The sequence below is a fragment of the Achromobacter pulmonis genome, assembly GCF_902859765.1.
Taxonomy (GTDB): Bacteria; Pseudomonadota; Gammaproteobacteria; order Burkholderiales; family Burkholderiaceae_B; genus Achromobacter; species Achromobacter pulmonis.
The window spans coordinates 20,975-46,413 of sequence record NZ_CADIJV010000037.1 but is presented as its reverse complement, the minus strand read 5'-3'; the positions used below and the strand labels follow the sequence as shown (position 1 = coordinate 46,413).

Sequence of the window (25,439 nt, the reverse complement as noted above, 5' to 3'; positions counted from 1 at the left end):
GGTGGCGCTCGCCGCCAGCGCCGCGCCCGGGCAGGGCGCTGGCCAGGACGCCCTCGCGCTGGCCGGCCTGGCCAAGCGCTTCGGCAGCCTCAAGGTGCTGGAAGGCATCGACTTGCGCGCGCGCGGCGGCGAGCTGCTGGGCCTGATCGGCCCCAACGGCGCCGGCAAGACCACGCTGATGCGCTGCATCGCCGACGGCGCCGAGCGCAGCGACGGCACGGTGGAACTGTGCGGCCAGCCCATCAAGCGCGAAGGGCCCGAGCACTGCGTGCGCCACGGCCTGGGCCGCAAGTTCCAGAACGCCAACATCTTCGACACCCTGACCGTGGCCGAAAGCCTGCGCCTGGCCACCACGCTGCGCGAGCGCCCGTCGTGGCGCCGCCGCTCGCCGCGCCTGGCGCTGCCGGGCTACGCGCTGGAGGTGCTGCGCATGACCGGCCTGGACCAGCAGCTGGACCGCGTCGCGCGCGACCTGTCGCACGGCCAGCAACAGGCGCTGGAGCTGGCCATGGTGCTGGCGCTGGAGCCGCGCGTGGTGCTGCTGGACGAACCCACCGCCGGCCTGAGCAAGGACGAGCGCGCCCGCATCGGCCAGGTGCTGTCGGCGCTGGCCCACACCCACGGCCTGTGCTGCCTGCTGGTCGAGCACGATCTGGACTTCGTGGCCGAGGTGGCCACCCGCATCATCGTGCTGCACCAGGGCCGCATCGTCATGGACGGCAGTTTCCGCGAGGTGACCGAATCGGAATTGGTGCGCACCATCTACGCCGGCAGCGCGCCGGCCGGGCAGGGCGCCCAGGCCGACCCCCCCGGCGACAATCCGCCCGACCCCCAACCCGCCCCGCCACAAGGAGCCCCAGCATGAGCCAAGCCGCCCCGGCCTTGCGCCTGGACCGCGTCGCCAGCGGCTACAAAGGCGCCGTGGTGCTGAACGATATCTCGCTGTCGGTGGCCGGCGGCGCCTGCGTGGCGCTGCTGGGCAAGAACGGCATGGGCAAGAGCACGCTGCTCAAGACGGTCATGGGCTACTTGCCCAAGCTGCGCGGCACGGTCAGCCTGGGCGGCGTCGACGCCACCCGGCTGCGCCCGCACGAGGTCGCGCGCCATGGCGTGGCCTACGCCGCGCAGGAACAGCCGCTGTTTCCCGACCTGAACATCCGCGACAACCTGCGTCTGGGCCTGGCCAACGACCGCCTGTTCGACGAGCGCTTCGGCGAAATCGCCGACCTGTTCCCCGTGTTCGCCAGCCGCCTGCGGCAGCACGCCGGCACCTTGTCCGGCGGCGAGCAGAAAATGCTGCTGGTGGCGCGCGGCCTGATGCAGCGGCCGGCCTTGCTGCTGCTGGACGAAATCACCGAAGGCCTGCAACCCTCGGTCATCGAGCGGCTCGGCCGCGCCCTGAACTGGGAACGCGAGCGGCGCGGCACGTCCATGTTCATCGTCGAGCAGAACGTGGCCTTCGCCCTGGATGTGGCCGACCGCTACCTGGTGCTCAAGCAGGGCGCCATCGTCGATCAGGGCGAGGCTGGCGCGCCCGGGGCCGCCGGCCATATCATGGACCACCTGAAAGTATGAACCCCGTATGAGCCCCGTTTCGGGTTCGAGCAGAAGGATGCTTCTATGACCCTCCGCACTGACACGGACGCCGCCGCGCCGGGATGGCGCATCGGCGTGTTGTACTCGCGTAGCGGCGTGACCGGCACCACCGAATCGCAGCATTTCTTCGGCACCGTGCTGGCGGTCGAGGAAATCAACGCCCTCGGCGGGGTGCTGGGCCGGCCGCTGGAGCCGGTGTTGTACGACCCGCGCAGCGACGCCGAGGAATACCGCCGCCTGGCCGCGCGGCTATTGCTGGACGACGAGGTCAACGTGATCTTCGGCGGTTGCACCTCGCACTGCCGCAAGGCCATGCTGCCGGTGATCGAACGCAACAACGCACTGTTGTGGTACGCCTCGGTCTACGAAGGCTTCGAATACTCGCCCAACATCATCTACACCGGCGCCGCGCCCAACCAGGGCAGCATGCAACTGGCCGCCTACCTGATCCAGCACTGCGGCAAGCGCATCTTCCTGGTCGGCGCCGACTACATCTACCCGCGCGAAACCAACCGCATCATGCGCGACACCGTCGAGGAACACGGTGGCGAAATTCTCGACGAAACCTACCTGCCGCTGGGCTGCGATGACAGCGACATCGTCGAGGTGGTGCGCGACATCCGCCGCATCAAGCCCGACGTCGTGTTCTCGACCATGATCGGCGACGACGCGCAGCGCTTCTACCGCCGCTACCACGCCGCCTGCGAAGCCGATCCCAGCGCGCCGCACATCCCCATCGCCAGCCTCACCATGGCCGAATCCGAAGTGGCCGAGATCGACCCCGCGCTATGTGCCGGCCACATTACCGCCGCCACCTACTTCAACACCGTCGACACGCCCGCCAACGCCCACTTCCTGGCCCTGTGGCGCGCCCGCTTCGGCGACCGGCCGGCCAGCGTCTACGCCGAAGCCTGCTACAGCCAGATGCACCTGTTTGCGCGGGCGCTGCAACGCGCCGGCAGCCTGGACACCCGCAAGCTGGCGCAGGCGGTGCACCAGGTGGGCTTCGACGCGCCCGGCGGCCGCCTGACCATCCTGGCCGAAAACAACCACAGCGTGCTGACCCCGCGCATTGGCGTGTGCCGCGCCGACGGCCGCTTCGACATCGTCTGGTCCAGCGGCGAACCGGTCAAGCCGGACCCCTACCTGACGGCCTTCGGCCTGGACGAGTTCTGGCTGGGGTAGGGCCTGTTCACACTGAAAGGAGCCTCGCATGAGTACCCAAATGAGTGACTGTCAAGGCGCGAAGCGCAGTCGTGGCAGTCCCCCGACGAGCATTCGTAACGCTGAGAGGCGCTCATTTGGGTACTCACCCTTCGGGCAGGCCGGTAATCGGCCGCCAGGCGTCGTTGCGCTCACCTTGCGTGGCAAAGCCACGCGGCGGCGACCGCGCCTAGCCTGGCGGCCGATTACCGGCCTGTGCGAGGCTCCTTTCAGTGTGAACAGGCCCTAACATGGACCATAGCCTCCGCCGCCTCTACGAAGACCTGCGCAGCGTGGCCGTCGCCGTGGCCTATCCGCCCGGCGAAGACCGCGACCTGCTGGTCGAACAGCTCCAGCGCATCGGCTGCCGCATCCACCTGGTCTGGCCGTTCCCCGACAAGCCGCCGGCCGGCGCCGACGTGGTGTTCTTCCAGGTGTCGCAATGCGGCCAGAACTCGTTCGCCTGGTCCGCCAGCGAGGTCGACGCCACCTTGATCGCGCTGTCCGAATACGAAACTCCCACCACCTTGAAGCAACTGCTCAAGACCAACGCCCACGGCGTGCTGACGCGGCCATTCCGTTCGGCCGGCATCCTCAGCACCCTGGTGCTGGCGCGCTCGGCCAAGCAGTTCCAGAACCGCCAGCAGAACAAGATCGACAAACTCGAAAGCACCATCAAGGCGCGCCGCGTGATCGAAAAGGCGATCCGCGTGCTGATGGACCACCAGCGCCTGGACGAACGCGCCGCCTACGAACACATGCGCACCCGCGCCACCGGCCTGCGGGTCAGCGTGGCCGAAGTCGCCGCCATGATCGTCGAGGCCAGCGAAGCCATGGAAAAACTGGGCCTGGGCGGCGCGCGCCCCGACCCGCAGAACCACAGCAATCACGGAGGCAAGGCATGAAAGTCATGATCGCCCGCATGAACCACGAGACCAACACTTTTTCGCCGGTGCCCACGCCGCTGTCCGCCTTCGGCAACGACGGCCCCACCTACGACCGCGACGCCTACGCCGAAAACCACGGCAAACGCACCGCCATGTCCGCCTTCATCGACCTGGCCGAAGCCCGTGGCGCCACGCTGGTCACGCCGGTGTCCGCCACCGCCTACCCCAGTGGCCGCGTCGACGGCCAGGCCTACCGCACGCTGTGCGACCGCATCGTCGCCGCCGCCGCCGGCTGCGACGCGCTGCTGCTCGACCTGCACGGCGCCATGGCCGTCGAGACCACCGACGACGGCGAAGGTGACCTGCTCGAACGCCTGCGCCAGCAAGCCCCCAGCGTCCCCATCGCCGTGGCCCTGGACCTGCACGGCAACGTCACCCAGAAGATGATCGACAACGCCGACGTCATCATCAGCTTCAAGACCTACCCGCACGTCGACATGTACGAAACCGGCGAGCACGCCGGCCGCATTCTGTTCGACTGGCTGGACGGCGGCCCGCGCCCGCGCATGGCCTGGCGCCGCCTGCCGCTCATGACCCACACCCTGCGCAGCAACACCGCCGAAGGCGCCATGCGCCGCGCCGTGCAGGCCGCCCGCGGCGCCGAGGCCGGCGGCATGCTGGGCGTCTCGGTGTTGGCCGGCTTCGCCCTGGCCGACATTCCCGACCCCTGCCTGAGCGTCATCGTGGTCGCCGCCGGCGATGCCGACGCCGCCGACCGCGTCGCGGCCGGCCTGGCCGCCGCCATCTGGGACGACCGCGACGGCTTCGTCTACGAGGCCGAGCCGCTGACCTCCTCACTGGACCGCGCCATTGCCCTGGCGCGCGGGGCCGACCGCCCCGTGCTGCTGCTGGACCACGGCGACAACTGCATGTCCGGCGGCACCTGCGACCCCATGGACGTGCTGACGGCTGCCGTCGAGGCGGGCCTGACCGGCATCGTCGCCGGCCTGTACTGCGACCCCGAGGCCGTCGCCGCCATGATCGAAGCCGGGCAGGGCGCCCAGGTGCAACTGCCCGTGGGCAACAAACGCCCCATCCCCGCCATCGGCCGCCCCGCCGCGCCGGTCACGTTGACGGGCACCGTGCGCGCCATCACCGACGGCAGCTACGTCATCACCGGCCCCACCTACACCGGCCAGACCGCCTGCATGGGCCGCAGCGCCGTGCTCGACATCGGCGCCGCGCAACTGGTCATCACCGAACGCACCCACGAACCCTGGGACCTGGGCGTCTTCCAAAGCCTGGGCGTCGACCCGCGCGCAGCCCGCTACATCCTGGTCAAATCGCGCATGTATTGCCGCCCGGTGTTCGTGCCGATCTCCTGCGCGCTGGTCGAATGCGACAGCCCGGGCGTCACCAGCTCGGATTTCTCATTGTTCCCGTACCAACGCCGCAACCGGCCGCGCTATCCACTGGAGCCGTTCAAGCCGGCGCACGTATCGCCATGAGGGCGGCGCGGGGGCCGCGCTGGCGCCCGCCGGGTCGCCGACGCGCCCGCTCAAACACGGGCCATGCCCAAGAGGGCGCCGACGTAACGTTAACGTTCGGATAATCCTCTTCATGCAGAATCGAAACGCATAAAGACACCGCCCGGTTCCATAGGCGCGCCGCCATGGCGCCGCCGACAGAACGGCCGTCACTGTCATGTGAAGCAGGCCGTCGGCCGCTCACCCCGGGCCATGGAATGCGTCAATGAACAACACGATAATCACGGCGGCAACCCGTCGCAATGGCGGCAGCCCCTGGGCCGGCGTTCGCATGGGGATGGCAGGCGCGCTGATCCTGCTCTGCGCGGCCATGATGGCATTTCCCGGTGTGGCAAAAGCACAGACAGCAAGAAGAGGCTGCACGTCCTCCGGCGGCTTCCAGATTGACTTGATCCCGTCCGTGAATTTCGACCTGGGCGCGATACCGCCGCCGGGCACCGAAATCTATCGAACCCAGACCTACGTCATCAACTATGAATGCGTCAACTATGACAGGATGGGCAGGCCCGTTGCCTCAACCCCTCAACTCCAGGCGCTGGCCGACTACACCACCCTGAACCGTTCCCTGAATAACGCGGGATTGGCACTGGAAATCATCGTCAACGGCGATGAGATCAACCCGTGGCGGCCGAACCTGCAAGCGGGCCTGCCGATCTCGGAAACCCATGAGGCCGGCCTTCCGTACACCGGGGAATCGGGGCCGAGAGTCGTGACCCTGATCGCGAGATTGAAGGTGGTGAACGATCACCCCCCGGTGGCACGCTACCCGGTTGCCTCGGGAACCATATTCAAGCTGGTCGCCGCCTTGGGAGCCGGGTCTTCGCCGGGGCCCTTCATCACCCATAGCCCCACGCGCATGCAATTCGTCCCGCGGTGTATCGGTGACGTCAGCGTGGACAGCCTGGTGCAATTTGGCAGAATCATGGCCATGAAAGACTACATGGGTACCTTGCCGCAGCAATACCCTTTCAACGTCTCCGCCCGCATCAACCCGTCCTGCAGTGTAGGTTCCCTCACGGCCCCCGCGACCCCGGATAACGAACAGACGCAATTCCTGATGCTGCTATCGGCCCAATTCATCCTGCAAGGCCCCGGGCGCATCGACGGCGATGGCACTTCCATCATCCTGCGCAATGAGGATGGCGTGGAGAACGGCCTGAAAATGCAGATCCTGGATACCGAAAACGCCAGCCAACCGGTGCCGATCCTGCCTGCCCCCGTCCCGCCATTGCGTGACGCTGTCGGCAATTTCGGCCAATTGGCGGGCAGTAATCCCGCCGCCGCCGTCCACACCTACACGGCATCGCTGACGCCGGACGCCGGCAAGGAGTTGAAGCTTGGCAAGTACTCGACGCAGGTGCTGGTCAAAGTGACTTATTACTAGCTTTCCTGTTCAATGGGATGTCGCGCGGGCGGCATTTCGCCGCCCGGCCCTTACCTGTTGGAGTGGCGTATGGCTACGGTGCATCTGCTGTCGGACGAAGAAGCGCGCAAGATCCCCGAGGCGTGGGCGGTATTCGAAGACATCCGCGCCACCCGCAAGTCGGACTTCGTCAACAACTTCTGGCGCGCCCTGGCCAACGACCCGCCCCAGCTCAAGCGCGTCTGGGAACAGCTGAAACAGGTCATGATGGCCGACGGCGAAATCCCGCCCCTGATGCGCGAGATGATCTACATCGCCGTCTCCACCGCCAACGGCTGTACCTACTGCATCCATTCCCACACCGCCGCCGCCCGCGCCAAGGGCATGACCGACGGCCAGCACGCCGAACTGCTCGCCGTCATCGGCATGGCCGCCCAGACCAACGCCCTGGTCACCGCCATGCAGGTGCCGGTCGACGACGCCTTCACGGTGAAGTAGGGCGGCGCCATGGCCAGCATCCCGCTGTTCCCGCTGTCCAACGCGCTGTTCCCCGCCGGCGTGCTGCACTTGCGCATCTTCGAAGTGCGCTACCTGGACATGATCCGCCGCTGCATCGCCGACGGCAGCGAGTTCGGCGTGGTCGCGCTGCTGGCTGGCAACGAAGTCCGCTCGCCCGAAGGCCAGGAAACCCTGGCCGGCGTCGGCACCCTGGCCCGCATCGAGGTCTGGGACGCGCCCATGCCCGCCTTGCTGCAAGTGCGCTGCATCGGCACCCGTCGTTTCCGGCTGGTCTCCAGCCAACTGGCAAAATACGGTCTTTGGATGGGCGAAACCGAACCCATCGCCGATGACCCGCCGCTACCCGTGCCGGCGCCGCTGCAACCCTGCGCGGATGCGCTGGGGCGGCTGGTGGCGCAATGGCAGCAGGAAGGCGTGCCTGCTGAACGCATGCCGGTGGCGCCGCCGTACCGCCTGGATGAATGCGCCTGGGTAGCTGACCGTTGGTGCGAGCTGTTGCCGCTGCCGGCCGCTGACAAAGCGCGCCTGCTGGGCCTGACGGACCCGCGCGCTCGTCTCGAAGCCGTGCGCATCGCGCTGGAAGGGCCGCGAGCCTAGCCAGCGACAGGCGGCGCTGCGTTGGCGGCGCGGGGCGGGGCGACGCGGACTTGAACTGTTTTTGGACACCATGGATATCAGGATAGACGAAGGCCTGCGCGCCTATATTGACCCCTTGACCGACGACGAACGCGAAGCGCTCGAACGCAGCCTGCTGGCCGAGGGCTGCCGCGACGCGCTGGTGCTGTGGGGCGAGCTGCTGATCGACGGCCACAACCGCTACGCGCTGTGCATGAAGCACGGCATTCCCTTCGAAACGCGCCAGAACACCTCGTTCAAATCGATGGACGACGTGCATTTGTGGATGATCGAGAATCACCTGGGCCGGCGCAGCGTGTCGGATTTCCAGCGCGGCGTGCTGGCGCTGCGCAAGAAAGAGATATTGCAATCGCGCAGCGTGCCGCCCTGGGAAGACGACGGCAGCACGCCGCCGCCCGAGCCGCCGCCCATCCCGCCCGCGGCTGCGTTGAGCCGTCAGGCGCTGGCGCGCGAGGCGCGCATCAGCAGCAATACGCTGGGGCAGATCGAGAAGATCCAGAAAGCCGCCGCGCCGGAACTGGTGCGGGCGGTGAAGGATGGGGCGATCTCCATCAACGCCGCGGCGGCGGTGGCGACCTTGCCGCCCGAGCGGCAGGCCGCGGCGGTGGCGGGGGGCAGGAAGGAATTGCAGCAGGCGGCGCGGGAAGTGCGCCAGGCCAAGGCGCCGCCGCCGAAAGAGGCGGTGCCGGATATTCCGATCGAGAATATCGCGGATCTGCCGGCGGAGGTGGCGCGGCTACGGGAGTTGCTGGCGCGGTTGACGGACGAGCGGGATCAGTTGAAGAAGAAGGTGATGCACTTGACGGTGGCGTTGGCCGAGGCCAGGAATGCGTCGGCGGGGGCAGGGGATGATTAATGGGGTTGCTGCCTTCCTCCAACTCGTATCGCTGGTTGTAAAGGCCAGCGGTTCTACAGGGTGACATCAAGCGTGCCCAGACAGACGGCCACGAAAGTCTGCATTTCAATCAGGGCACCAGATCGTAGCCTGAACACGATTGCCGGCGAGTTCGCGCCAGAAATTCCGCCTCGTCGGTCTGTGACCACCGCAAGGCAATCAATCCGTCCATCCGGCGCCATGCCTTGCGGCGAGCGACTGGACTTACGCGACGATCTCGCCATTTCGGATTGCCACTCGGATAGCCTGTGCCGTCGTCGCGACACCCAGGCGCTTGCGAATGCGGCGCAGATGGTTCTCCACTGTGCGCTCGGACAAACCGAGCGTCGCGGCGATATCGACCTGCCGTCGGCCCGCGGCGGTCCAGGCCAGTACCTCGCGTTCGCGGGCGGACAGGGCTCCGATGGCATCATGCGGGGGGAGCTCTAGGAGTCTGCGTGCCGCGAGAAACGCTGTTTCAGCAATCAGTTTTAAAGCCAGCCGAGCATGTGAAGAAGCATTAATCTGCTCCCCGCCCAAGCTCATTGCTCCTTCCAGCCCCAGCGGGCCGAACACTGGCACTTGTAGACCGTGAATGCCTGAGCCTTGCGGGGTGCGAACGACCCGGTAGCGTTCGCCTTCCTGGCCGATCGTCTTGGTCCAGAAAAACGGTTCGTGCGCATCCAGAACGTGACGGGTCACCGGACAGTGCCGCACGTAGGTCACGGCGTCGACGGGCTCGCCAGTTCCGAACCAGTTTCCTTCAACCCAATAAATGCGCTCAACAGCCTCATCCCGCGTGGCAGATGTCGAGTACAACAAGAAACGATCGTAGCCGAGTGGAGCACTGAATGCGCGAACTTCGCTTTCGATTGCAGACAGGGTTCTGGCGCCCTCGATGGAGAGGGCACTCCGGAACACCGCTTCCGACGTGACGGCATCCTTCATCAGGTGGTGACTTCCTTGAGCAACGTCTGTGCTGCAAGCTTGCCGAGGGCATTGCCGGCCAGCGGACTGTCGCCGGTGATCAGCTTGCGATCCCTGTGCACCGCGCCTGAGATATTGTCTTCGTTGACAATTTCAAAGCCTAGGGCCTTGAGTTTTTCACCGAATTTCCAGGTCAGGTGTCCCGGCATATAGCCGATGTCCGGGGTTTTAGCGTCAAGCGAGTCGGGGAAAGCGCAAATCTTGTAACCACGATATATATCGCTGTCACCGACGGCGAGGAAAGCCGCAGGGCCATGGCACAGCGAGATGACGAACCTGTCATTTGCCGCCGCCCATTCAAGGGCCTGGCCAACATCCTTGCTCTGCGGAATGTTGATCAGCGCACCGTGACCACCGGGGACGAATATCGCGGCGTAGTTGTCCAGACCTTGTGCTATGACGGTTGACAAGGTCAGCGGCTGCTTGAATTGCGGATGGTATTTGGCGAAGAAACGCTGTACTTCCTGGTCTTCGGAAGGCATTGCCCAGTACTCGAATTTGACGGGATTTCCCGATAGGGTCGCCACGTCAAAGGCAAAGCCGGCCTGGTCGAGGTGATACATGGGCAGCAGCGTCTCCACTGGGTGATTACCTGTCGAGAAAAACGTGCCATTGTCGGTCAGGAGATAGCGCTCGTCGGCACCGATCATCAGGATTCTCTTCCTGCCCTTGTAAGGAGCCGGGTAATCAGCACCGCCCAGATCGGATCTTGGCGAGGTGAACTGACTCAACGAGTAGCTTGAGGGGAAAAACGCATCCTTCTCCGCGGGATCAGGTTGCGGCCTCTTATCGGAGACGTTTTGATCAGACATGTGAGGCTCCATTTGTCGTTCGTGCGAGGTTCTAATATGTAGCGCAGAAAAGCTGGGCGCAATGAGGGATTTCCGTCAACGTCATGCCGTAAGAGGACGGCTTGGTGACGCTATCGCAAGGAACTGATAGCGAGCCCGACGTTCCACGCGTTCCTAACGGCCCCGCCAACGCCAAGGCACGGTCCACGCTAAAGATGAGGATATCGCCACGCTTAACATCTCGTTCTCTACGTATCGGCGACATCGCGCAGCCGTACACCAGAGAAGTTGGCCGCACTCAATGCCTCAAACATCGCGCGGTCGCAGATGGGAGGTGCTCCCATGCGATCCTGGCGGAAGATATGGGCACCTCGCACAACATCCTGTTTGAACACCAAGCTGGCTCCGCCTACGAGGCTATAAAATTTCTCGTACTCGCCGGTCTGACCATTGTGGTCGAGCCTGGTCCTCACGCGAGAAGAGGCTTCATCCAGGGCATCAAGTCTGCGCAGCACATTGCCCAGGTAGTACGGAGGGGCAGGGCTGCCGTCAGCAAGGCTGAAGTCGCATGCCACAAACGCAAACGCCTCGGCGTCGATCTGCTCAAACAGTTGCTTCAACGGCTCCGACACAATCCATATGCCCGCGAGCTCTTCCAGATCGCGTGGCATTGCGCCCTTCTCCGGTACATGAACCAGGTGGGGACGCTCCGGATACTGATTTGGCATTCCATTAGGACGCGAGACGACATTCATCCCCGGATCGATCAGCTTCTCTTCGTTGGCGATTGCTATGCCGGGAACCCTGCCGTCTGCCCAGAAGCTGGCGTCGATCAGGAAAAATTCGCCCTTATGCGACGCGGCTTCGGCTGAAACGTCAATGGCGGTCGGTTCGGTCACGGTGGCTTCCATCATGGATGCGGGGGCAGAACGGGAATACAGTGGAGCCGATGCTAGCGGGGCGTCAGCTCAGCCACAAGTTCCGTCTAAACGACGCCCGCGATACTGGATTCACGTAAGTCTCGGGAAAGTTCGGAACAATGGTCGACAAGATGGTAGCTCCGTCGTGCTGAATTGTGGTGCTCGGCTGCGGGCGGCGGTGTTGCTCGCTTGTTGTCGTGCGCCTCGTGAAACCGAATTCCGGTGTTGTTGATTGCGACAGGAGATAATGACTTGTAGTCAGAAATCCTTCGAGGAATCAGTTGGCAAGAACGATCCGTTTTATGTGGTGATCGAATAGGAACTGGGGAGCACCGCCGATTTCGAAGGTCTTTGGCTCATGCTGGAAGATCTGGCCTTTTCGAGCGTCCGTTTCAGGTCGAAAGCTGCCTGTCGTCAACGACTGGTTGCGGCCAGAAGCGGAAATTGGGCTTCGGTCCACGCGGGACAGTTGCCGGCTGATCTGGGCCGATCGTGTTGCCTGCTTGGGTGGTAGCTCTCGCCCGCACCGATCAGCGAATGGGGCGTTGAATGCGCAGAGACAATGCCGCCGCAGCCCGGCAAATCAGAGGTTTCTGTTAGTATCCGCAACAAGGAATTTGCAACCAACGGCAACTTATGAAATCGACCCACAGAGCGAGTCCAATGCTTAGGCTGCTGGCTATCTGCTTTTTGCTGTGGGGCACAGCTGTAGCGCAAGCGACTGAGACTTCCACATTTGCGTTGCGAGATGAATTGAATGCCTTCAAGGAATTGCAGCAAAGCAAGTGGGAATCACAAAAGGAGCTTCAAGTCAAAGAGTTGGATTCACAAAAGGCGCTCCAAGTCAAAGATATTGAGGCTGTCCGCCAACAGATCACCGCCGTTGACAAGCGTGTAGATGACCAATTGGCGCAGGTGGGTCAAAGCATTGATCGATTTGGCATCTTGACCGCCCTGCTGAGCCTCTGCATCACGGTATTGCTGGTTTTCGGTGGATTTCTCGGGTATCGCAATGCCAAGTCGGAAGCCAAGGAGGCGGCCTCTGATGTTGCGAAAGCCAGCGCACAAGATTGGTTTGACAAACAGGCAGTCCTGTTGAGAGAACAACTTGAAGCAATCGCGCAGAAAGCCGCTCAGTTGCACATAGAAATGGATGGGCATGCGCAAGGGGTTCAAGCGCGCGCTGCGGATATCGCCAGAGCTCTCGACACTGCACAAGAGTCAATTGGCAAAACCGGAGCTCAAACCCCATCTGCTCTGGCCGACTCAACAAGAGTGCTTGTTCAGCGCGACCTTGAGCTGAAAGCCTCTAGCGAAGACAGCTACTCTTTCGATGACTGGAACACTCGCGCCCACGCCGCGTACACCGCTGGAGCCTTAGAAGACGCTGCCTATTTTTGGCTCAAAGCTGCAAGAGTTGCCAATGCCGTAGCCACCAGTGTTGCAAAGGTGCTAGTCAATCGAGGTATCACGCAGGGGCAACTAAACCAACACGAAGCCGAAATAGCCACCTACGATGAGGTGCTGCGCCGCTTTGGTGAGGCTGCCGAGCCCGCGTTGCGCGAGCAGGTCGCCAGGGCCTTGGTCAACAAGGGCGTCACCCAAGGCCAACTGAACCAGAGCGAAGCCGCCATGGCCACCTACGATGAGGCGCTGCGCCGCTTTGGTGAGGCTGCCGAGCCCGTGCTGCGCGAGCAGGTCGCGATGGCCTTGCTCTACAAGGGCATCACCCAAGGCCAACTGAACCAGAACGAAGCCGAAATAGCCACCTACGATGAGGTGCTGCGCCGCTTTGGTGAGGCTGCCGAGCCCGCGCTGCGCGAGCAGGTCGCCAGGGCCCTGCTCTACAAGGGCATCACCCAAGGCCAACTGAACCAGAACGAAGCCGCCATGGCCACCTACGATGAGGTGCTGCGCCGCTTTGGTGAGGCTGCCGAGCCCGCACTGCGCGAGACGGTCGCCAGAGCCACGGTCAACAAGGACGACATCCAACGCCAGTTGAACCTGTGAGAGGAATTCGCGGGCGACTGCTTTGGGTCGAAAGCTGCCCGTCATTTGACCTCCTTGGAATTTCGACAGAGGCGTCTGCCAGATAAAATTCCGGCCCGCTATGCGAAATCGCAAATTCTCATTACAAATTCGTTGCTATATGTGTCATGAAACCTATACTAGGGTTTTCCCTTTGTCATAGTACAAATTCATGCGCTCCCGTTTAACGATCAGCAACTTATTCCGCAACTCATCCATTGGCACCCGGCTGACCCTGGGCTTCGGCACCGTACTTGCGCTGTTATTGGCGCTCGCTGGCCTGGCGCAGTATGAACTGACCCACATCGGCGGCATCAACCAGGCGATCACAGAACAGACGTGGGCCAAGGCGAACGCCATCAACATCATTGACGTGACGACGCGCGCCAATGCGCGCGCGAACCTCGAACTGATCGTCAATACTGATCCCCGCACCGCTGAAGCGCTGTTCGCTCGCATCGACACCAACCGAAAGGCGATCGACCAGGCGCTGGAAACGCTGCGGCCGTTGTTCCGCACCGAAGAAGAACGCCAGAAGTTGCGGTTGTTGGAAGACGTGCGCGGTCGCTATGTGAAGTCGTTCCAGGGCGTGGGCGCGCTCCTCAAGCGTGGTGAGCGCGATGCCGCTCGCCAACGCTTGCTGGAGGAGACCCTTCCGCTTCTGGATATCCTGCAAGACCGCGTCAGCGAAATTTCCCGGATTCAATCTGACGAGATGGTGGACGCCAGCGCCGCCAGCCAGCGGGTTATCGACAACGCGGGCACGATGAATTTGGTCCTGTCGGGCGTGGCTATCGTGCTGGGCGGCCTGTTCGCGTGGCGGGTGACCAAGTCGATTACGACGCCGCTGGCCCAGGCAGTGACGGTGGCGGAGACCGTGGCGCGTGGCGACCTGGGGCAACCCATCCACGCTGACACCCGGGACGAGACCGGCCGACTGCTGCTCGCGCTGCATGATATGCAGGACAAGCTGGCCGGCGCCGTTCGCACTATTCGCGCCGGGTCCGAAACCATATCCAGCGCAGCGGGGCAGATTGCGGCCGGCAACACGGACCTGTCCAGCCGCACCGAAGAGCAGGCCGCGTCGCTGGAAGAAACCGCCGCCTCGATGGAAGAACTGGCCTCGACCGTCAAGCAAAATGCCGACAACGCACGCCAGGCCAATCAATTGGCGGCAAGCGCTTCCGAAGTCGCGCAGCGCGGCGGCGCCGTCGTGTCGGCGGTGGTCAGTACGATGGGCGATATTTCCGCCAGTTCGCGCAAGATTTCCGAGATCGTTTCGGTCATCGATGGCATTGCGTTCCAGACCAACATCCTGGCGCTGAACGCCGCCGTGGAAGCGGCCCGGGCGGGCGAGCAGGGCAAGGGCTTTGCGGTGGTCGCGGGCGAGGTGCGGTCATTGGCGCAACGCAGCGCGCAGGCTGCGCGCGAGGTCAAGACGCTGATCGAAGCGTCCGTGAGCAAAGTGGCCGAAGGTGCTGACCACGCGGAAAACGCAGGCACCACCATGCAAGAGGTGGTCGCCTCGGTGAAGCGCGTGACGGACATCATGGGCGAGATCGCCGCGGCATCGCAAGAACAGGCCTCCGGCATCGAGCAGGTCAACCGCGCGGTGTCGCAGATGGACGAAGTGACCCAGCAGAATGCCGCGCTGGTCGAAGAAGCCGCGGCCGCGGCGGGCTCGATGCAGGACCAGGCGCATGCCTTGGTGAATGCGGTCGGCGTGTTCCGCTTGAGCGGGGATGCCACGCGACGCGAGGCCGTGAGCGCCCAGCCGCGCGAGCGCGGCGCGCTGGTATTGACCTGAGCACCTGCGCAATGGCCCATGATGCATGGGCCGTTGCGCGCGCGCCGCGCGACGGACAATCGCGAACGTAAACCATTGGCCTAACCAGGCCCAAGAGTCGGCGGGGCAGGGCTGCCCCGCGGGCGCGTCCAATGACTCCCCCTGGACTTCTCGCCAGCCGTTGGACACGCCCGAAAACGTTGCGCGGTGGCCGTGGCGGCCATGCGGTATAGTCGGCTTCGCTCGCCATTTCTGCCCCGTCTCGACCCGCCCATCGATTCGAAAATCTCCGGCCCGTCTCCATGCGCTCTCCACTTCCCCCACGCGGTGCCGTCCTTCTGCTGATTGACCTGCAGTGCGCGATCGACCATCCCAGTTGGGGCGAGCGGAACAATCCCGGCGCCGAACGCCAAGTGGCTCGGCTCCTGGCCCATTGGCGCGCCCAGGGCTGGCCGGTCTGGCACGTCCGGCATGACTCTACCGATGCCACGTCCCACTATCGGCCGGGCCAGCCAGGACATGCATTCAAGCCGGAAACAGCGCCCATCGCGGGGGAATCGATCATTCCCAAGCAGACGAACAGCGCGTTTATCGGCACCGACCTGGAAAAGACGCTTCGCGACCATGGCCACGACGCCTTGGTCGTGGCGGGAGTCATCACGAACAACTCAGTCGAGGCAACGGTCCGCATGGCCGGCAACCTTGGCTTGCAGGCCTGGCTGGTGGCTGACGGTTGTTTCACGTTCGCTCGGACCGACTGGCATGGGACACCGCGAAGCGCCGAGGATATCCACGCCATGTCGCTCGCCAACCTGGACGGCGAATATTGCACCGTCGTTACCGCGGATGCGCTGTTGAACGCCCTGGGCTGAAGGCAGCGGGATGCCGCTGGACGGCGCGCCATGCCTGGTTTGAGCCGTGGCCCTTCGCCGCGCGAGCTCTATGTATGGAGTTTATCTACTTTTGTAAGCCAAAAAAGCCATACATATAGAATCATTCAAGAGTTTGTATGGATTGGGCGTTAGAATTCCACACCTGTAGGGAGCAGGGCGCTCACCGCCCTGAACCAGGCTGATGCGGTGGTCTCACGGCCACCGCCCGTTTGGCTTTGCCTGGCCCGCGCGCAGTAAATGCAGCTGCCGCAGCAGCGTTTTGAGGAAATGATGAATTTTTGGGTCCCTGTAATCTTCGGTACGTTCAAGATCCTCGTGTTGGGCACGGGCATGTTTCTGGCGATCAAGTCGCATCATGACGGCGCCAAAAAAGACAAGGAAAAGATGAAGAAGGAGAAAGAGAAAGAGAAGGAGATGAGCGCGACCTAGGGCCCGGACCCCATTGGCTTTGCGTTCACGGCGCTACAGCCCGCGCGGGAAAGTCTCTGGCGCCTCTCCCAGCGTCCAAGTGTCCCCCCACTCCAGCGGCTCGACGGCGCGGGTCTGGTCGAAATGGAGGACGCAGTCGAATTGTTGCGGTAGGCAAGCATGGAAATAATGGCTTTGCCGTTCTGTCTGCGGCCGATAGATGACGCCGATGGCACGTTCCAGCCGACGCCGGGACAGCGCGTGCGTCAGGCCCCGGTCGCCCTTGAACGACACGACGAATCGGTCGATGCCCGTCTCATGCAACGCTGCCTCGTAGCTGCCAGGCAGGGCCGGCAGCACCCGCTTGCGCTCTGCCGGCGAATCCCAGTCGTCCGCGGCGGTAACGCTTCCCTGATAGGTGGTCAGTCCCACCAGGAAAGTCTCGGCGCCGTAACGCTCGCGCGCCAATTGGCCTACCGTCCACTCTCCCGCCTGTCCGACGTCCGTCGCGCGCGCATCGCCCACATGCGAATTGTGTTCCCAGACGACAATCTTGGCCGGCCCGCCGTCCCCCGTCCGTGGCAGATGGCGGGCGAGGGCATCCAGGGTCTGTGCCATATGGCGGTCCCGCAGGTTCCAGGAAGACACGCGCCGATCGAACATGGTGCGGTAGTACGCTTCGGCATTCGTGATCAAGCGCGCATTTTGCTGCGCACAGAACAGCGCATCGCTTGACTCGTATCCATCGCTTTTCAGATATTGCGCGGCACGCGTGTTCAGTTCACGCATCTGCGCGATGACGGCGCCCTGGCATGAGGCCGACAAACCATGGCCCGTCAAATATCCATAGCGTTCGCTGTTGCGATCGAAATGATCAAAGCAAGCGTAGCGCTCACGCGCATGGCGGGCCGATTCGGGGTCGACATGATCGAGATACCGCAGCACTTCCGCGATCGACGTAAACAGGCTGTACAGGTCCAGGCCATAGAATCCAACCTGCTCGGTCAGGGGTGACACCGAGTCGTTGTAGTCACGCAGCCACTCGATGAAACGAACCACCGGGGTATTGCGCCACATCCAGGTCGGAAAGCGCTTGAAACTCGCCAAGGCCTGATCGCCGGTGGTGTCTTCTCCCTGACCGCGAACGTATCGATTGACCCGATACGCATCCGGCCAATCGGCCTCGACCGCTACGGCAGAGAAGCGCTTTTCCGCGATCAGCCGTTGCGTCAGCCGCGCGCGTTCTTCATAGAACTCGTGCGTTCCGTGACTGGCTTCGCCGATCAGCACAAAGCGCGCGTCGCCGATCTTCTCCAGAACGGAGTCGTAGTCGCGCGAGCTTCCCGTCAGCGCAAGCGCGGACGCGGCAATCGCCCGGGCAGGCGAGGGCAGATGCGCATCAGTGGTCATTTCCATAAGCTGCCTTGGGCCAAGAACCATCAACCGTGACTCGGCGCGGGCGATGCTATCCATGCGGACAGCGGATGGGTGCGCGCGGCTTCTTGCAAGAGACTGATTACCTCGTCGTCCGTGGTCTGCTCAAAGTCCAGGTACCACTGCCCCACGCCGTAAAAAGGCGCGGGCGTCCTCAAGCAGATCATTTCGTCAGCCTCAAGCGCCAGTTCCTCGTGCGGCTGCGCGGCGGAAACCGGAACGGCGACCACAATCTTTGCGGGCTTGGCCATCCGCACGGTCCGCACCGCCACACGCATCGTCGAACCGGTCGCCAGGCCGTCATCCACGAGAATCACCGTTTTTCCGCACAGACGCAGCGGTGGCCGCCCCGCCCGGTACAACGCGTCACGGCGCATCAGCTCCCTTCGCTCGCGCGACGCGATTGCCTCGATCTCTTTCGTGGGAATCCCGTACGCCGCGACGACCTCGGTCTGCAGTTCAGACTGATCGTTGCTGATCGCGCCGATGGCGCATTCGGCATGCCCCGGCATCCCGAGCTTGCGCACCAGCACAACGTCCAGCGGAACATTCAGCGCGGCGGCAATCTGGAAACCCACCGGCACTCCCCCACGGGGCAGCGCCAGCACGATGACGTCGGTGCGCCCCGCATATCCCATCAGCCGCCTGGCCAGCAGCACGCCAGCCTCTTTTCGATTCTTGAAAGGAGTGTCCATCCATGAACCTCCATCGTTGCTTCCTGAAGACGCCAGGCGCGCCATCGCTGACCGCTGCGTACGAGACGGGCGCGCATCGCCGGTCCCGGCCTGGATCTGGCCCGCCAAGTTCCCTCAGCGTAAAACCTTGGGTCAGGTCCGGATTGACCAAAGTCAATCCTCGAACGAAGCGCAGGCACACAATCGACGTGCCTTGCCGCAACGGACAGCGACCGTCATGCGATGGGGCGACGTGGATTTCATGCTTCAGCGATTGGAACCCCATCATGAAAGACGGGGAACGTCGCCGCCATGTCCTGGTGGCCTTGGAATTCGATCCCCGCGTCGATGCCACGCGAAGCATGGCGATGCCCTATGTGCTTGACCCGCATCAATAATCCCCGCCGCGGATGCGCCAAGCTGGAAGAATCCCACACTCCCCCAAAGAGGCCCTGATGAAAATCCTCGTTGCCGTCGATGGCTCGAAATTCTCCTTGCATGCGGTCAAGTACGCGGCAAAACTGGTGGCCGGCCTGCAATCGGGCCCGCACAGCATTACGTTGATCTGCGTGCACGACGATACTGGCCTGAACCACGCAAAGTCCTTTGTCGGCAAGGCGGCAGTGGTCGATTATCTGCGCGAGGTCTGTGAAAAGGAACTCAAGCCCGCCCGCAAGTTACTTGAAGCGGCCGGCATCAGGCATGACATGGTCGAGCGGACCGGCCATGTGGCCAAGGAAATTCTCGACTGTGCGGGCAAGGGAAAATTCGATCTGGTGGTGCTGGGCTCCAAAGGCCGCGGGGCCATCGCCGACCTGCTGATCGGCTCGGTCGCGCAACGCGTGCTGGCAGCGGCCCGCCAGCCAGTCCTCCTGGTGAAGTGAACCGCCCTGGACATGGACGACATCGATGGCCTGAGCCCGGCGCAGGCGCGGCAGCGCCTGACGCTTGACGGCCCGAACGCGCTCCCGACTTCGCGGCGGCGGAGCGTATTGCGGCTGGCGCGCGATGTGGTGGCGGAACCCATGTTTTTGCTGTTGGTGGCCTGCGGCGCGCTCTATCTGGCGCTGGGCGACCGGCAAGAGGCGTTGATGCTGCTGGGGTTTGTGTTTGTCGTGATGAGCATTACCTTCGCGCAACAACGTCGCACCGAGCGCTCGCTGGAGACGCTGCGCGATCTATCCAGCCCGCAGGCGCTCGTCAGGCGGGGCGGCCAGAACCAGAGAATCCCCGCTCGCGAGCTTGTGCGCGGCGACGTTGTGCTGCTGGCCGAGGGTGACCGCGTGCCCGCCGACCTGGAACTCATCAGCACCGCCAATCTGGCTCTGGACGAATCGCTGCTTACCGGCGAATCGGTGCCGGTGCGCAAACAGGCGGGCGCTGACGCGGCCGTCCTGGCATACGCCGGCACCCTTGTCACGCAGGGCGGCGGGCAGGGCCGCGTCGTGGCCACGGGCATGCATAGCGCGCTGGGCCGTATCAGCCAGTCGCTACAGGGCATCGCCATTGATATCACCCCCATCCAGCGCGAAACCCGGCGTGTCGTCAGAAACGTAACCGCGTTGGGACTCGCGCTGGCGGTGGCGCTGGCATTGGCGCACGGTCTATTGCGTGGCGATTGGCTCGGCGGAATGCTGGCGGGATTGACGCTGGCCATGGCCATCCTTCCGGAAGAGTTGTTGGTCATTCTGACCTTGTTTCTCAGCCTGGGCGCATGGCGCTTGTCGCGCCAGAAGGTGTTGGCCCGCAGCATCCCCGCCGTGGAGTTGCTGGGCGCCGCCACCGTACTGTGCGTTGACAAGACCGGAACCCTCACGACCAATCGCATGGCCGTTCGGCGGCTCCAGTCGGGCAGCGCGCTCTACGACAGCCTGCGAGACGGCGCGGCGCCGCTGCCCGAGGCGCTGCACGGCGTGTTGGAATACGCCGTCCTGGCCACCCACCGCCACGCCAGCGACCCGATGGAGGTCGCCATTGTCGGCGCCGGCGCGCGGCTACTGGCCCGCACCGAGCATCTGCACGTCGACTGGAGCCTGGTCGAGGACTACCCCTTGTCGCCCGCCATGCTCGCCATGTCGCGCGTCTGGCAGTCGCCCGACCAGCGGGCCTATGTGATCGCCGCCAAAGGCGCGCCCGAAGCCGTCGTCGACCTATGCCATCTTCCCGCCGCCGATCGCGCGCGCATCGCCCGGCAGGTGGCGGCCATGGCCGCCGATGGAATACGCGTGCTGGGGGTGGCCCGCGCCGTGTTCGCCACCCCGCCGCTACCGGCCAGCCAACACGATTTCGACTTCGTCTTTCTCGGCCTGGTGGGGCTGGAAGATCCGCTGCGCCCCGATGTGCCAAGCGCCATCGCCTCCTGCCAGGCAGCCGGTATCCGGGTGGTGATGATGACCGGAGACCATCCGGCCACTGCCGTCGCCATCGCCCGTCAGGCTGGCCTGGACACCAACGCCCCGCCGATGACCGGCCAAGAACTGGCGAGCCTTGGCGACGCCGCCCTGCGGGAGCGCTTGTCCGCCACCCAGGTGTTCTGCCGCCTGCAGCCCGCGCAGAAGCTGCGCCTGGTGCAAGCCTTTCGCGCGCGCGGAGACATCGTCGCCATGACCGGCGATGGCGTGAACGACGCGCCCGCCCTCAAGGCGGCTCACATCGGCATCGCCATGGGCGCGCGCGGCACCGAGGTGGCGCGCGAGGCGGCCGATCTGGTGCTGATGAACGACGACTTTGCCTCCATCGTCACCGCGGTGCGCCATGGCCGTCGCGTGTTCGCCAATCTGCGCAAGGCCATTGTGTTCGGGGTGGCCGTGCACGTGCCCATCGTGGGCCTGTCGCTGGTGCCGGTATTGCTGGGCTGGCCCATGCTGCTGATGCCGGTGCACATCCTCTTTCTGCAGCTCATCATCGATCCCGCCTGCGCGATTGTTTTTGAGGCCGAGCCGCTGGAAGCGAATGCCATGTCCGAGCCGCCGCGCCGCGCGGACGCCCGCCTGTTCGACCGCGCCATACTGACCCGTGGCTTGTGGCAGGGGTGCGGCCTGCTGGTTCTACTGTTGGCCCTGTATGCCGGCGCGCGAGTGGCGGCAAATTCTGAAGACATGGCCCGCGCCATGGTGTTCACGGTACTGGTGCTTGCCAACCTGGGACTCATCTACGCCAATCGCAACCTGACGCGCCCCTCTTGGCGCACCGGAGATGCCGGTAACCGCTACGCCGCCTGGATCAGCGCGGTCACCGTGCTGCTCCTGGCCTGCGTGCTCGGCATCTCTCCGGTGAGCCGCCTGTTCGCGTTCGAGCAGCCTACGCCGTGGATACTCCTGTCGGCGGCAGGGCTGACCGTGCTGGGCTTGCTGTGGCTCGAGGCAGTGAAATGGGCGCTAGGGCGCAAGTCAAGGCAAATCCGTTGCGGTGCCTCCCGTCCGGCGCCGCCGCGAAATTGACGCCCACGTTCATCATTCGTTCAGGTTTCGGTGCTTATGCTCCAGCCCGAACGCCGCAAGGCTAGATTGCAAGAACAGGAGCACGAACCATGACCGCCTTTCCGCCTCCGCTGGAAGATCCGGAGGACGATGAACACAGCCCGGCCGAACGCGCCGCCGCCGCCGCCCGCAGCACCTGGGTCAGCGTGGGCGTGAACGTAGTGCTCGCCAGCGCCCAGATCATCATCGGCATTTTCTCCAAGTCCCAGGGCCTGATCGCGGACGGTATTCATTCTTCTTCCGATCTGGTCGCCGACTTCATCGTGCTGCTGGCCAACCGGCATGGCCAGAAAGCAGCCGACGCGGACCACCCCTACGGCCACTATCGCTACGAGACCGCGGCGTCCCTGGCGCTGGGCGTGCTATTGCTGCTGGTCGGCGGCGGCATGCTGTGGTCCGCCGTGACCAAGCTGGAGCAGCCCGACGCGATCCCGCAGGTGCATCTGGTCGCGCTCTGGGTGGCCTGTGGCGCCCTGGTCATCAAAGAGGCCTTGTTCCGCTACATGCTGGCCGTGGCCAAGCGCGTGAAGTCCAGCATGCTGGTGGCCAACGCCTGGCACGCGCGCTCCGACGCGGCCTCGTCGCTGGTGGTGGGCCTGGGCATCATCGGCAACCTGCTGGGCTACCCGATACTGGACCCCATCGCCGCGGCCATCGTGGGCTTCATGGTGGCCCGCATGGGCTGGAGCTTTGGTTGGGACGCCTTGCACGACCTGCTGGACCGCGCCATCGACGAAGGCGAAGCCGCCGCGATCCAGCGCACCCTGATGGACACCCCGGGTATTCAAGGCGTGCACGACCTTCGCACCCGAAAAATGGGCGATATGATCGTGGTCGACGCTCACCTGGAAATCGACGCCGGGCTGACTGTCGACGAAGGCCACAAGATCGCCGTGCAAGCGCGCCAGCGCGTCATGCAGCGGCATCGTGTCTTGAACGTGATGACCCATGTTGATCCCTGGAAACCTCCCGACGCGCCCACGCAGGGCGCCGAGGGCAGGGCGAAGATTGAACCAGGCAGTCCGTAGCGCGTTTTGATGACAAGGAAGAAACATGAAAATCAAGAACTCCGACACCCAGTACGCAGGCCTGGTGATCGCCATGCACTGGCTCATGCTCGTGGTCCTGGCATTGGTCTACGCCTGTATGGAATTGCGCGGGCTGGCCACCAAAGGCACCGATCTGTACGACAACATCAAGGCCCTGCATTTCTCGCTCGGGCTGTGCGTGATCGGGATGGTGGTTTTGCGGGGGGTTATCCGGGTGGCTTCGGGTGCGGCGCCTGGCGTGCGTCCGCCGATGCCGAGGTGGCAGGATGTGTTTTCACGGCTGATGCATTACGCGCTGTATGCGTTCATGATCGTCACGCCGATTCTGGGGTGGCTGACGCTCAGCGCGGGGGGGAAGGTGATTCCGTTGTTTGGGTTGGAGGTTCCGGCGCTGGTGGGGCCGGACAAGGCCTTGGCGGATCAGGTCAAGGAGCTGCATGAGACCTTGGCCACGGTGGGGTATTTCCTGGTGGGGCTGCATGCTGCTGCGGCGTTGTTGCATCATTATGTGTTTCGGGATAACACGTTGGTGCGGATGTTGCCGGGGCGGCGGTGAGGTTTCTGCGGGCGGGAGCGTGAGGCAGGTGCGCTCCTAGGTATCAAAGCAAGCTCTATTCAATTCAAACCTGCTGCGATGCCCTGGTGTTGTTGGGGGGCGATCTGTTGATCGACGGCTACAAACCGGTATGCGCTGTGCATGAAGGCCGGCATTCCGTTCGAGATGGGCCAGAACATCTCTTCAAGTCGATGGGCGGCATGCATCTGTGAATGATCGAGAACCACCTGCGCCGGCGCAGCGTATTTCCGACGCCGGACGCTGGCGTTGCACAAGATTCTCAAATTATCCGTATGCGTGCTCAGTTTGCTTGACGCTCTGACGAGAAAACTCATAATGGATGGACTCAATGTCCCTCCGTCTCTCCAATGTCCGCATCTACCCAGCACAAATCACTTCCATCACTTGCTGATCAATTATTAGTCAGAGATATCTGTTCGGCTTCCAACGCATTGGAAGCCCATCGCAGGTTCGAGAGACATGCAACCGCCTTGGGCGAATGGCAGATAATCTTTGCGGAAAAGAGTGACGTCGGATCCATCAAATTGCTGGATCTGGAACTAGGAGCTGCTGGCATTGCGACGTCTGTGTTTCGCGGAAATTCACTGTGGCTCATGGACGCACCATTTGTCTTGCAATTTGGGCCTATTCATTTTAGTGGGGGCTCCGCCATGTTCGTGGACTCCAATGCGGCTTCCTATATTCGCGCGATAGCCTACCAGGAGGACCCATCGCCTAAAACATTGAGCCGGGCTAATTTGATCAACCAAATTGGAACAAGGCTGCAGCACCTCAATCCTTTCCTGTATCTGTGGGAGTCACTGCGGTCTTGGACTGACGAGACGATTGCCAAATGCAAAGAGTCGGTAGCGGCGATTCATGCATTGTCGTCTTCCGGTAGCAAACTGAGTGCCGAATGGGGGCGTCGCTTCCGAGCAGAGTTCCGTGAAAGTGCAGAGAATTTTGCCGCTGGTCTGATTGCGGAGTTCGAGCAGGAGAAGAGGGCGGGACGCTTCGTGGGAATGCAGGATCAGCTCGATCTGATGGAAGCGATTTTGATTCGAACGCAAATCATAGAGATTAGTTCTAAGAAGTCCAAGGAACATAAACTTTGGCAGTTGGCTACTTACATGCACGAAGAGCTGCATACGATTGCGCTGCGAGAATTGATCGTCTGTGGTGATATTCTGTTTCGCAGCGATCGCTCAAGAATCGCGAAAAAACTAAACTCCATCCAGAATCAGGCCGATCCTTTGGCGTTGATTAGAAATTGCGCATGGGACATGTATATTCCTCGTGTTCTAGACGCCTTGACCGCGGTCACTCCTGAACAGGCTCCCCATGTGGATTTCTATCTGGCTGAGGTGTTGAGCTTCGACGGCGACGTTTCTGACATTATCAATACTACGAAGTTGAGGGCGATCGCCGTGCATCGGCCCTCGAAGATGAACCTTCCCTTTTTCGACAATGATGTCGCTGAATGGTTGGGCAACCGTCTCGCCCCGAAACGCATGGACAGCTTGTCAGATTTGTTCCAGCTGGAAGCGATTTTCGACAGGAAAAGACAACGAACTTCAGCATCGGTCCGATGCATACTTGAAGCTGATCGCGAGCGACTGATGCAGTTGATAAAAAAGAAAAATGGTTGAATTTGAACCGGGTCTGCCCAGACCGCCAGTAGTTTGAAATGTGCCTCGACCCCTCTGAGGTAAGCGGGCCAGCCTGTTGGTTCAGCGTCGCATCCAGTCCATAAAAAGCATGATGTCGAATTTTGTAGCAAAATGTCATTGAGTGGGGGAGCTAACGCTA

24 protein-coding genes are annotated in these 25,439 nt (G+C 63.1%); 18 read left to right on the top strand and 6 right to left on the bottom strand.

All coding sequences use genetic code 11. The features are described 5' to 3' along the window. The 9 genes from HV701_RS23280 to HV701_RS23240 form a co-directional block, all read left to right on the top strand. Nucleotides 1–865 (top strand): ABC transporter ATP-binding protein (locus tag HV701_RS23280; RefSeq protein ID WP_175135370.1); only part of this gene is annotated, 865 nt, incomplete at its 5' end. Further along, nucleotides 862–1,575 (top strand): ABC transporter ATP-binding protein, encoded by a 714-nt coding sequence (locus HV701_RS23275; RefSeq protein WP_175135369.1) that lies wholly within the window; start codon nt 862–864, stop codon nt 1,573–1,575. The genes HV701_RS23280 and HV701_RS23275, both read left to right, overlap by 4 nt. Nucleotides 1,576–1,620: 45 nt before the next feature. After that, a complete protein-coding gene (locus tag HV701_RS23270; RefSeq protein WP_175135368.1) occupies nt 1,621–2,781 on the top strand; it encodes a transporter substrate-binding domain-containing protein in 1,161 nt (386 codons plus the stop codon). Nucleotides 2,782–3,050: 269 nt separating this feature from the next. Then, on the top strand, nt 3,051–3,704 hold the full coding sequence (locus HV701_RS23265) for an ANTAR domain-containing response regulator (RefSeq protein ID WP_175135367.1): 654 nt from the start codon (nt 3,051–3,053) through the stop codon (nt 3,702–3,704). After that, complete coding sequence (locus HV701_RS23260) at nt 3,701–5,194, top strand: M81 family metallopeptidase (RefSeq protein ID WP_175135366.1); 1,494 nt, start codon at nt 3,701–3,703, stop codon at nt 5,192–5,194. The genes HV701_RS23265 and HV701_RS23260 overlap by 4 nt, the downstream gene beginning before the upstream one ends. A gap of 244 nt (nt 5,195–5,438) precedes the next feature. Further along, nucleotides 5,439–6,617 (top strand): hypothetical protein, encoded by a 1,179-nt coding sequence (locus HV701_RS23255; RefSeq protein WP_175135365.1) that lies wholly within the window; start codon nt 5,439–5,441, stop codon nt 6,615–6,617. A gap of 69 nt (nt 6,618–6,686) precedes the next feature. Continuing rightward, entirely contained in the window at nt 6,687–7,094 is a 408-nt protein-coding gene (locus HV701_RS23250) for a carboxymuconolactone decarboxylase family protein (RefSeq protein ID WP_175135364.1), read from the top strand. A gap of 9 nt (nt 7,095–7,103) precedes the next feature. Then, a complete protein-coding gene (locus HV701_RS23245; protein ID WP_175135363.1) occupies nt 7,104–7,712 on the top strand; it encodes an LON peptidase substrate-binding domain-containing protein in 609 nt (202 codons plus the stop codon). A 70-nt stretch (nt 7,713–7,782) separates the two neighbouring features. After that, nucleotides 7,783–8,607: a ParB N-terminal domain-containing protein gene (locus HV701_RS23240; protein WP_175135362.1), complete on the top strand. Its 825-nt coding sequence runs from the start codon at nt 7,783–7,785 to the stop codon at nt 8,605–8,607. 243 nt (nt 8,608–8,850) lie between these two features. Here HV701_RS23240 and HV701_RS23235 read toward each other — a convergent pair whose 3' ends face one another. The 3 genes from HV701_RS23235 to HV701_RS23225 form a co-directional block, all read right to left on the bottom strand. Continuing rightward, on the bottom strand, nt 8,851–9,573 hold the full coding sequence (locus HV701_RS23235) for a PA1136 family autoinducer-binding transcriptional regulator (RefSeq protein WP_175135361.1): 723 nt from the start codon (nt 9,571–9,573) through the stop codon (nt 8,851–8,853). Further along, nucleotides 9,573–10,424, bottom strand: a complete 852-nt coding sequence (hchA, locus tag HV701_RS23230) for a glyoxalase III HchA (RefSeq protein ID WP_175135360.1) — start codon at nt 10,422–10,424, stop codon at nt 9,573–9,575. The genes HV701_RS23235 and hchA overlap by 1 nt, the downstream gene beginning before the upstream one ends. A 227-nt stretch (nt 10,425–10,651) precedes the next feature. Continuing rightward, nucleotides 10,652–11,302, bottom strand: a complete 651-nt coding sequence (locus HV701_RS23225) for an imm11 family protein (protein ID WP_236756492.1) — start codon at nt 11,300–11,302, stop codon at nt 10,652–10,654. 684 nt (nt 11,303–11,986) lie between these two features. On the opposite strand from HV701_RS23225, the gene HV701_RS23220 reads away from it, so the two are divergent. The 4 genes from HV701_RS23220 (at nt 11,987) to HV701_RS23205 (ending at nt 16,459) form a co-directional block, all read left to right on the top strand. Then, complete coding sequence (locus HV701_RS23220; protein WP_175135358.1) at nt 11,987–13,333, top strand: tetratricopeptide repeat protein; 1,347 nt, start codon at nt 11,987–11,989, stop codon at nt 13,331–13,333. Between the two features lie 190 nt (nt 13,334–13,523). Beyond that, nucleotides 13,524–15,158, top strand: a complete 1,635-nt coding sequence (locus HV701_RS23215; protein ID WP_175135357.1) for a methyl-accepting chemotaxis protein — start codon at nt 13,524–13,526, stop codon at nt 15,156–15,158. A 281-nt stretch (nt 15,159–15,439) separates the two neighbouring features. Continuing rightward, complete coding sequence (locus HV701_RS23210) at nt 15,440–16,009, top strand: cysteine hydrolase family protein (RefSeq protein ID WP_175135356.1); 570 nt, start codon at nt 15,440–15,442, stop codon at nt 16,007–16,009. 258 nt (nt 16,010–16,267) lie between these two features. Continuing rightward, nucleotides 16,268–16,459: a hypothetical protein gene (locus HV701_RS23205; RefSeq protein WP_175135355.1), complete on the top strand. Its 192-nt coding sequence runs from the start codon at nt 16,268–16,270 to the stop codon at nt 16,457–16,459. A 33-nt stretch (nt 16,460–16,492) separates the two neighbouring features. Here the strand turns inward: HV701_RS23205 and HV701_RS23200 are convergent, their stop codons facing one another. Continuing rightward, nucleotides 16,493–17,911, bottom strand: coding sequence for an erythromycin esterase family protein (locus tag HV701_RS23200; RefSeq protein ID WP_254595234.1), 1,419 nt, complete (start codon nt 17,909–17,911; stop codon nt 16,493–16,495). Then, entirely contained in the window at nt 17,878–18,567 is a 690-nt protein-coding gene (locus HV701_RS23195) for a phosphoribosyltransferase (protein ID WP_175135354.1), read from the bottom strand. Before HV701_RS23195 ends, HV701_RS23200 begins: the two co-directional genes overlap by 34 nt. 434 nt (nt 18,568–19,001) lie before the next feature. Here HV701_RS23195 and HV701_RS23190 point away from each other — a divergent pair, with 434 nt between their 5' ends. The 4 genes from HV701_RS23190 (at nt 19,002) to HV701_RS23175 (ending at nt 23,630) form a co-directional block, all read left to right on the top strand. Continuing rightward, nucleotides 19,002–19,430 carry a universal stress protein gene (locus HV701_RS23190; protein ID WP_175135353.1) on the top strand — a complete coding sequence of 143 codons (429 nt, stop codon included), beginning with the start codon at nt 19,002–19,004 and terminating at the stop codon, nt 19,428–19,430. A gap of 12 nt (nt 19,431–19,442) precedes the next feature. After that, nucleotides 19,443–21,986 carry a cation-translocating P-type ATPase gene (locus HV701_RS23185; RefSeq protein WP_175135352.1) on the top strand — a complete coding sequence of 848 codons (2,544 nt, stop codon included), beginning with the start codon at nt 19,443–19,445 and terminating at the stop codon, nt 21,984–21,986. 89 nt (nt 21,987–22,075) lie between these two features. Beyond that, nucleotides 22,076–23,053: a cation diffusion facilitator family transporter gene (locus tag HV701_RS23180; protein WP_175135351.1), complete on the top strand. Its 978-nt coding sequence runs from the start codon at nt 22,076–22,078 to the stop codon at nt 23,051–23,053. Between the two features lie 25 nt (nt 23,054–23,078). Continuing rightward, entirely contained in the window at nt 23,079–23,630 is a 552-nt protein-coding gene (locus HV701_RS23175; protein WP_175135350.1) for a cytochrome b, read from the top strand. Between the two features lie 59 nt (nt 23,631–23,689). On the opposite strand, the gene HV701_RS23170 is transcribed toward HV701_RS23175, so the two are convergent. After that, complete coding sequence (locus HV701_RS23170) at nt 23,690–23,965, bottom strand: hypothetical protein (RefSeq protein ID WP_175135349.1); 276 nt, start codon at nt 23,963–23,965, stop codon at nt 23,690–23,692. A gap of 33 nt (nt 23,966–23,998) precedes the next feature. On the opposite strand from HV701_RS23170, the gene HV701_RS23165 reads away from it, so the two are divergent. Continuing rightward, on the top strand, nt 23,999–25,279 hold the full coding sequence (locus HV701_RS23165) for a hypothetical protein (protein ID WP_175135348.1): 1,281 nt from the start codon (nt 23,999–24,001) through the stop codon (nt 25,277–25,279). The last annotated feature ends 160 nt before the right edge of the window (nt 25,280–25,439 follow it).

Excerpts from the sequence above, each read along its gene's own strand:
- HV701_RS23235 (WP_175135361.1), bottom strand. The coding sequence starts at position 9,573 with ATGAAGGATGCCGTCACGTCGGAAGCGGTGTTCCGGAGTGCCCTCTCC.
- HV701_RS23210 (WP_175135356.1), top strand. The coding sequence starts at position 15,440 with ATGCGCTCTCCACTTCCCCCACGCGGTGCCGTCCTTCTGCTGATTGAC.
- hchA (WP_175135360.1), bottom strand. The coding sequence starts at position 10,424 with ATGTCTGATCAAAACGTCTCCGATAAGAGGCCGCAACCTGATCCCGCG.
- HV701_RS23260 (WP_175135366.1), top strand. The coding sequence starts at position 3,701 with ATGAAAGTCATGATCGCCCGCATGAACCACGAGACCAACACTTTTTCG.
- HV701_RS23275 (WP_175135369.1), top strand. The coding sequence starts at position 862 with ATGAGCCAAGCCGCCCCGGCCTTGCGCCTGGACCGCGTCGCCAGCGGC.
- HV701_RS23245 (WP_175135363.1), top strand. The coding sequence starts at position 7,104 with ATGGCCAGCATCCCGCTGTTCCCGCTGTCCAACGCGCTGTTCCCCGCC.
- HV701_RS23255 (WP_175135365.1), top strand. The coding sequence starts at position 5,439 with ATGAACAACACGATAATCACGGCGGCAACCCGTCGCAATGGCGGCAGC.
- HV701_RS23215 (WP_175135357.1), top strand. The coding sequence starts at position 13,524 with ATGCGCTCCCGTTTAACGATCAGCAACTTATTCCGCAACTCATCCATT.
- HV701_RS23180 (WP_175135351.1), top strand. The coding sequence starts at position 22,076 with ATGACCGCCTTTCCGCCTCCGCTGGAAGATCCGGAGGACGATGAACAC.
- HV701_RS23205 (WP_175135355.1), top strand. The coding sequence starts at position 16,268 with ATGCAGCTGCCGCAGCAGCGTTTTGAGGAAATGATGAATTTTTGGGTC.
- HV701_RS23220 (WP_175135358.1), top strand. The coding sequence starts at position 11,987 with ATGCTTAGGCTGCTGGCTATCTGCTTTTTGCTGTGGGGCACAGCTGTA.
- HV701_RS23185 (WP_175135352.1), top strand. The coding sequence starts at position 19,443 with ATGGACGACATCGATGGCCTGAGCCCGGCGCAGGCGCGGCAGCGCCTG.
- HV701_RS23175 (WP_175135350.1), top strand. The coding sequence starts at position 23,079 with ATGAAAATCAAGAACTCCGACACCCAGTACGCAGGCCTGGTGATCGCC.
- HV701_RS23265 (WP_175135367.1), top strand. The coding sequence starts at position 3,051 with ATGGACCATAGCCTCCGCCGCCTCTACGAAGACCTGCGCAGCGTGGCC.
- HV701_RS23240 (WP_175135362.1), top strand. The coding sequence starts at position 7,783 with ATGGATATCAGGATAGACGAAGGCCTGCGCGCCTATATTGACCCCTTG.
- HV701_RS23250 (WP_175135364.1), top strand. The coding sequence starts at position 6,687 with ATGGCTACGGTGCATCTGCTGTCGGACGAAGAAGCGCGCAAGATCCCC.
- HV701_RS23165 (WP_175135348.1), top strand. The coding sequence starts at position 23,999 with ATGTCCGCATCTACCCAGCACAAATCACTTCCATCACTTGCTGATCAA.
- HV701_RS23270 (WP_175135368.1), top strand. The coding sequence starts at position 1,621 with ATGACCCTCCGCACTGACACGGACGCCGCCGCGCCGGGATGGCGCATC.
- HV701_RS23170 (WP_175135349.1), bottom strand. The coding sequence starts at position 23,965 with ATGAGTTTTCTCGTCAGAGCGTCAAGCAAACTGAGCACGCATACGGAT.
- HV701_RS23195 (WP_175135354.1), bottom strand. The coding sequence starts at position 18,567 with ATGGACACTCCTTTCAAGAATCGAAAAGAGGCTGGCGTGCTGCTGGCC.
- HV701_RS23190 (WP_175135353.1), top strand. The coding sequence starts at position 19,002 with ATGAAAATCCTCGTTGCCGTCGATGGCTCGAAATTCTCCTTGCATGCG.
- HV701_RS23200 (WP_254595234.1), bottom strand. The coding sequence starts at position 17,911 with ATGGATAGCATCGCCCGCGCCGAGTCACGGTTGATGGTTCTTGGCCCA.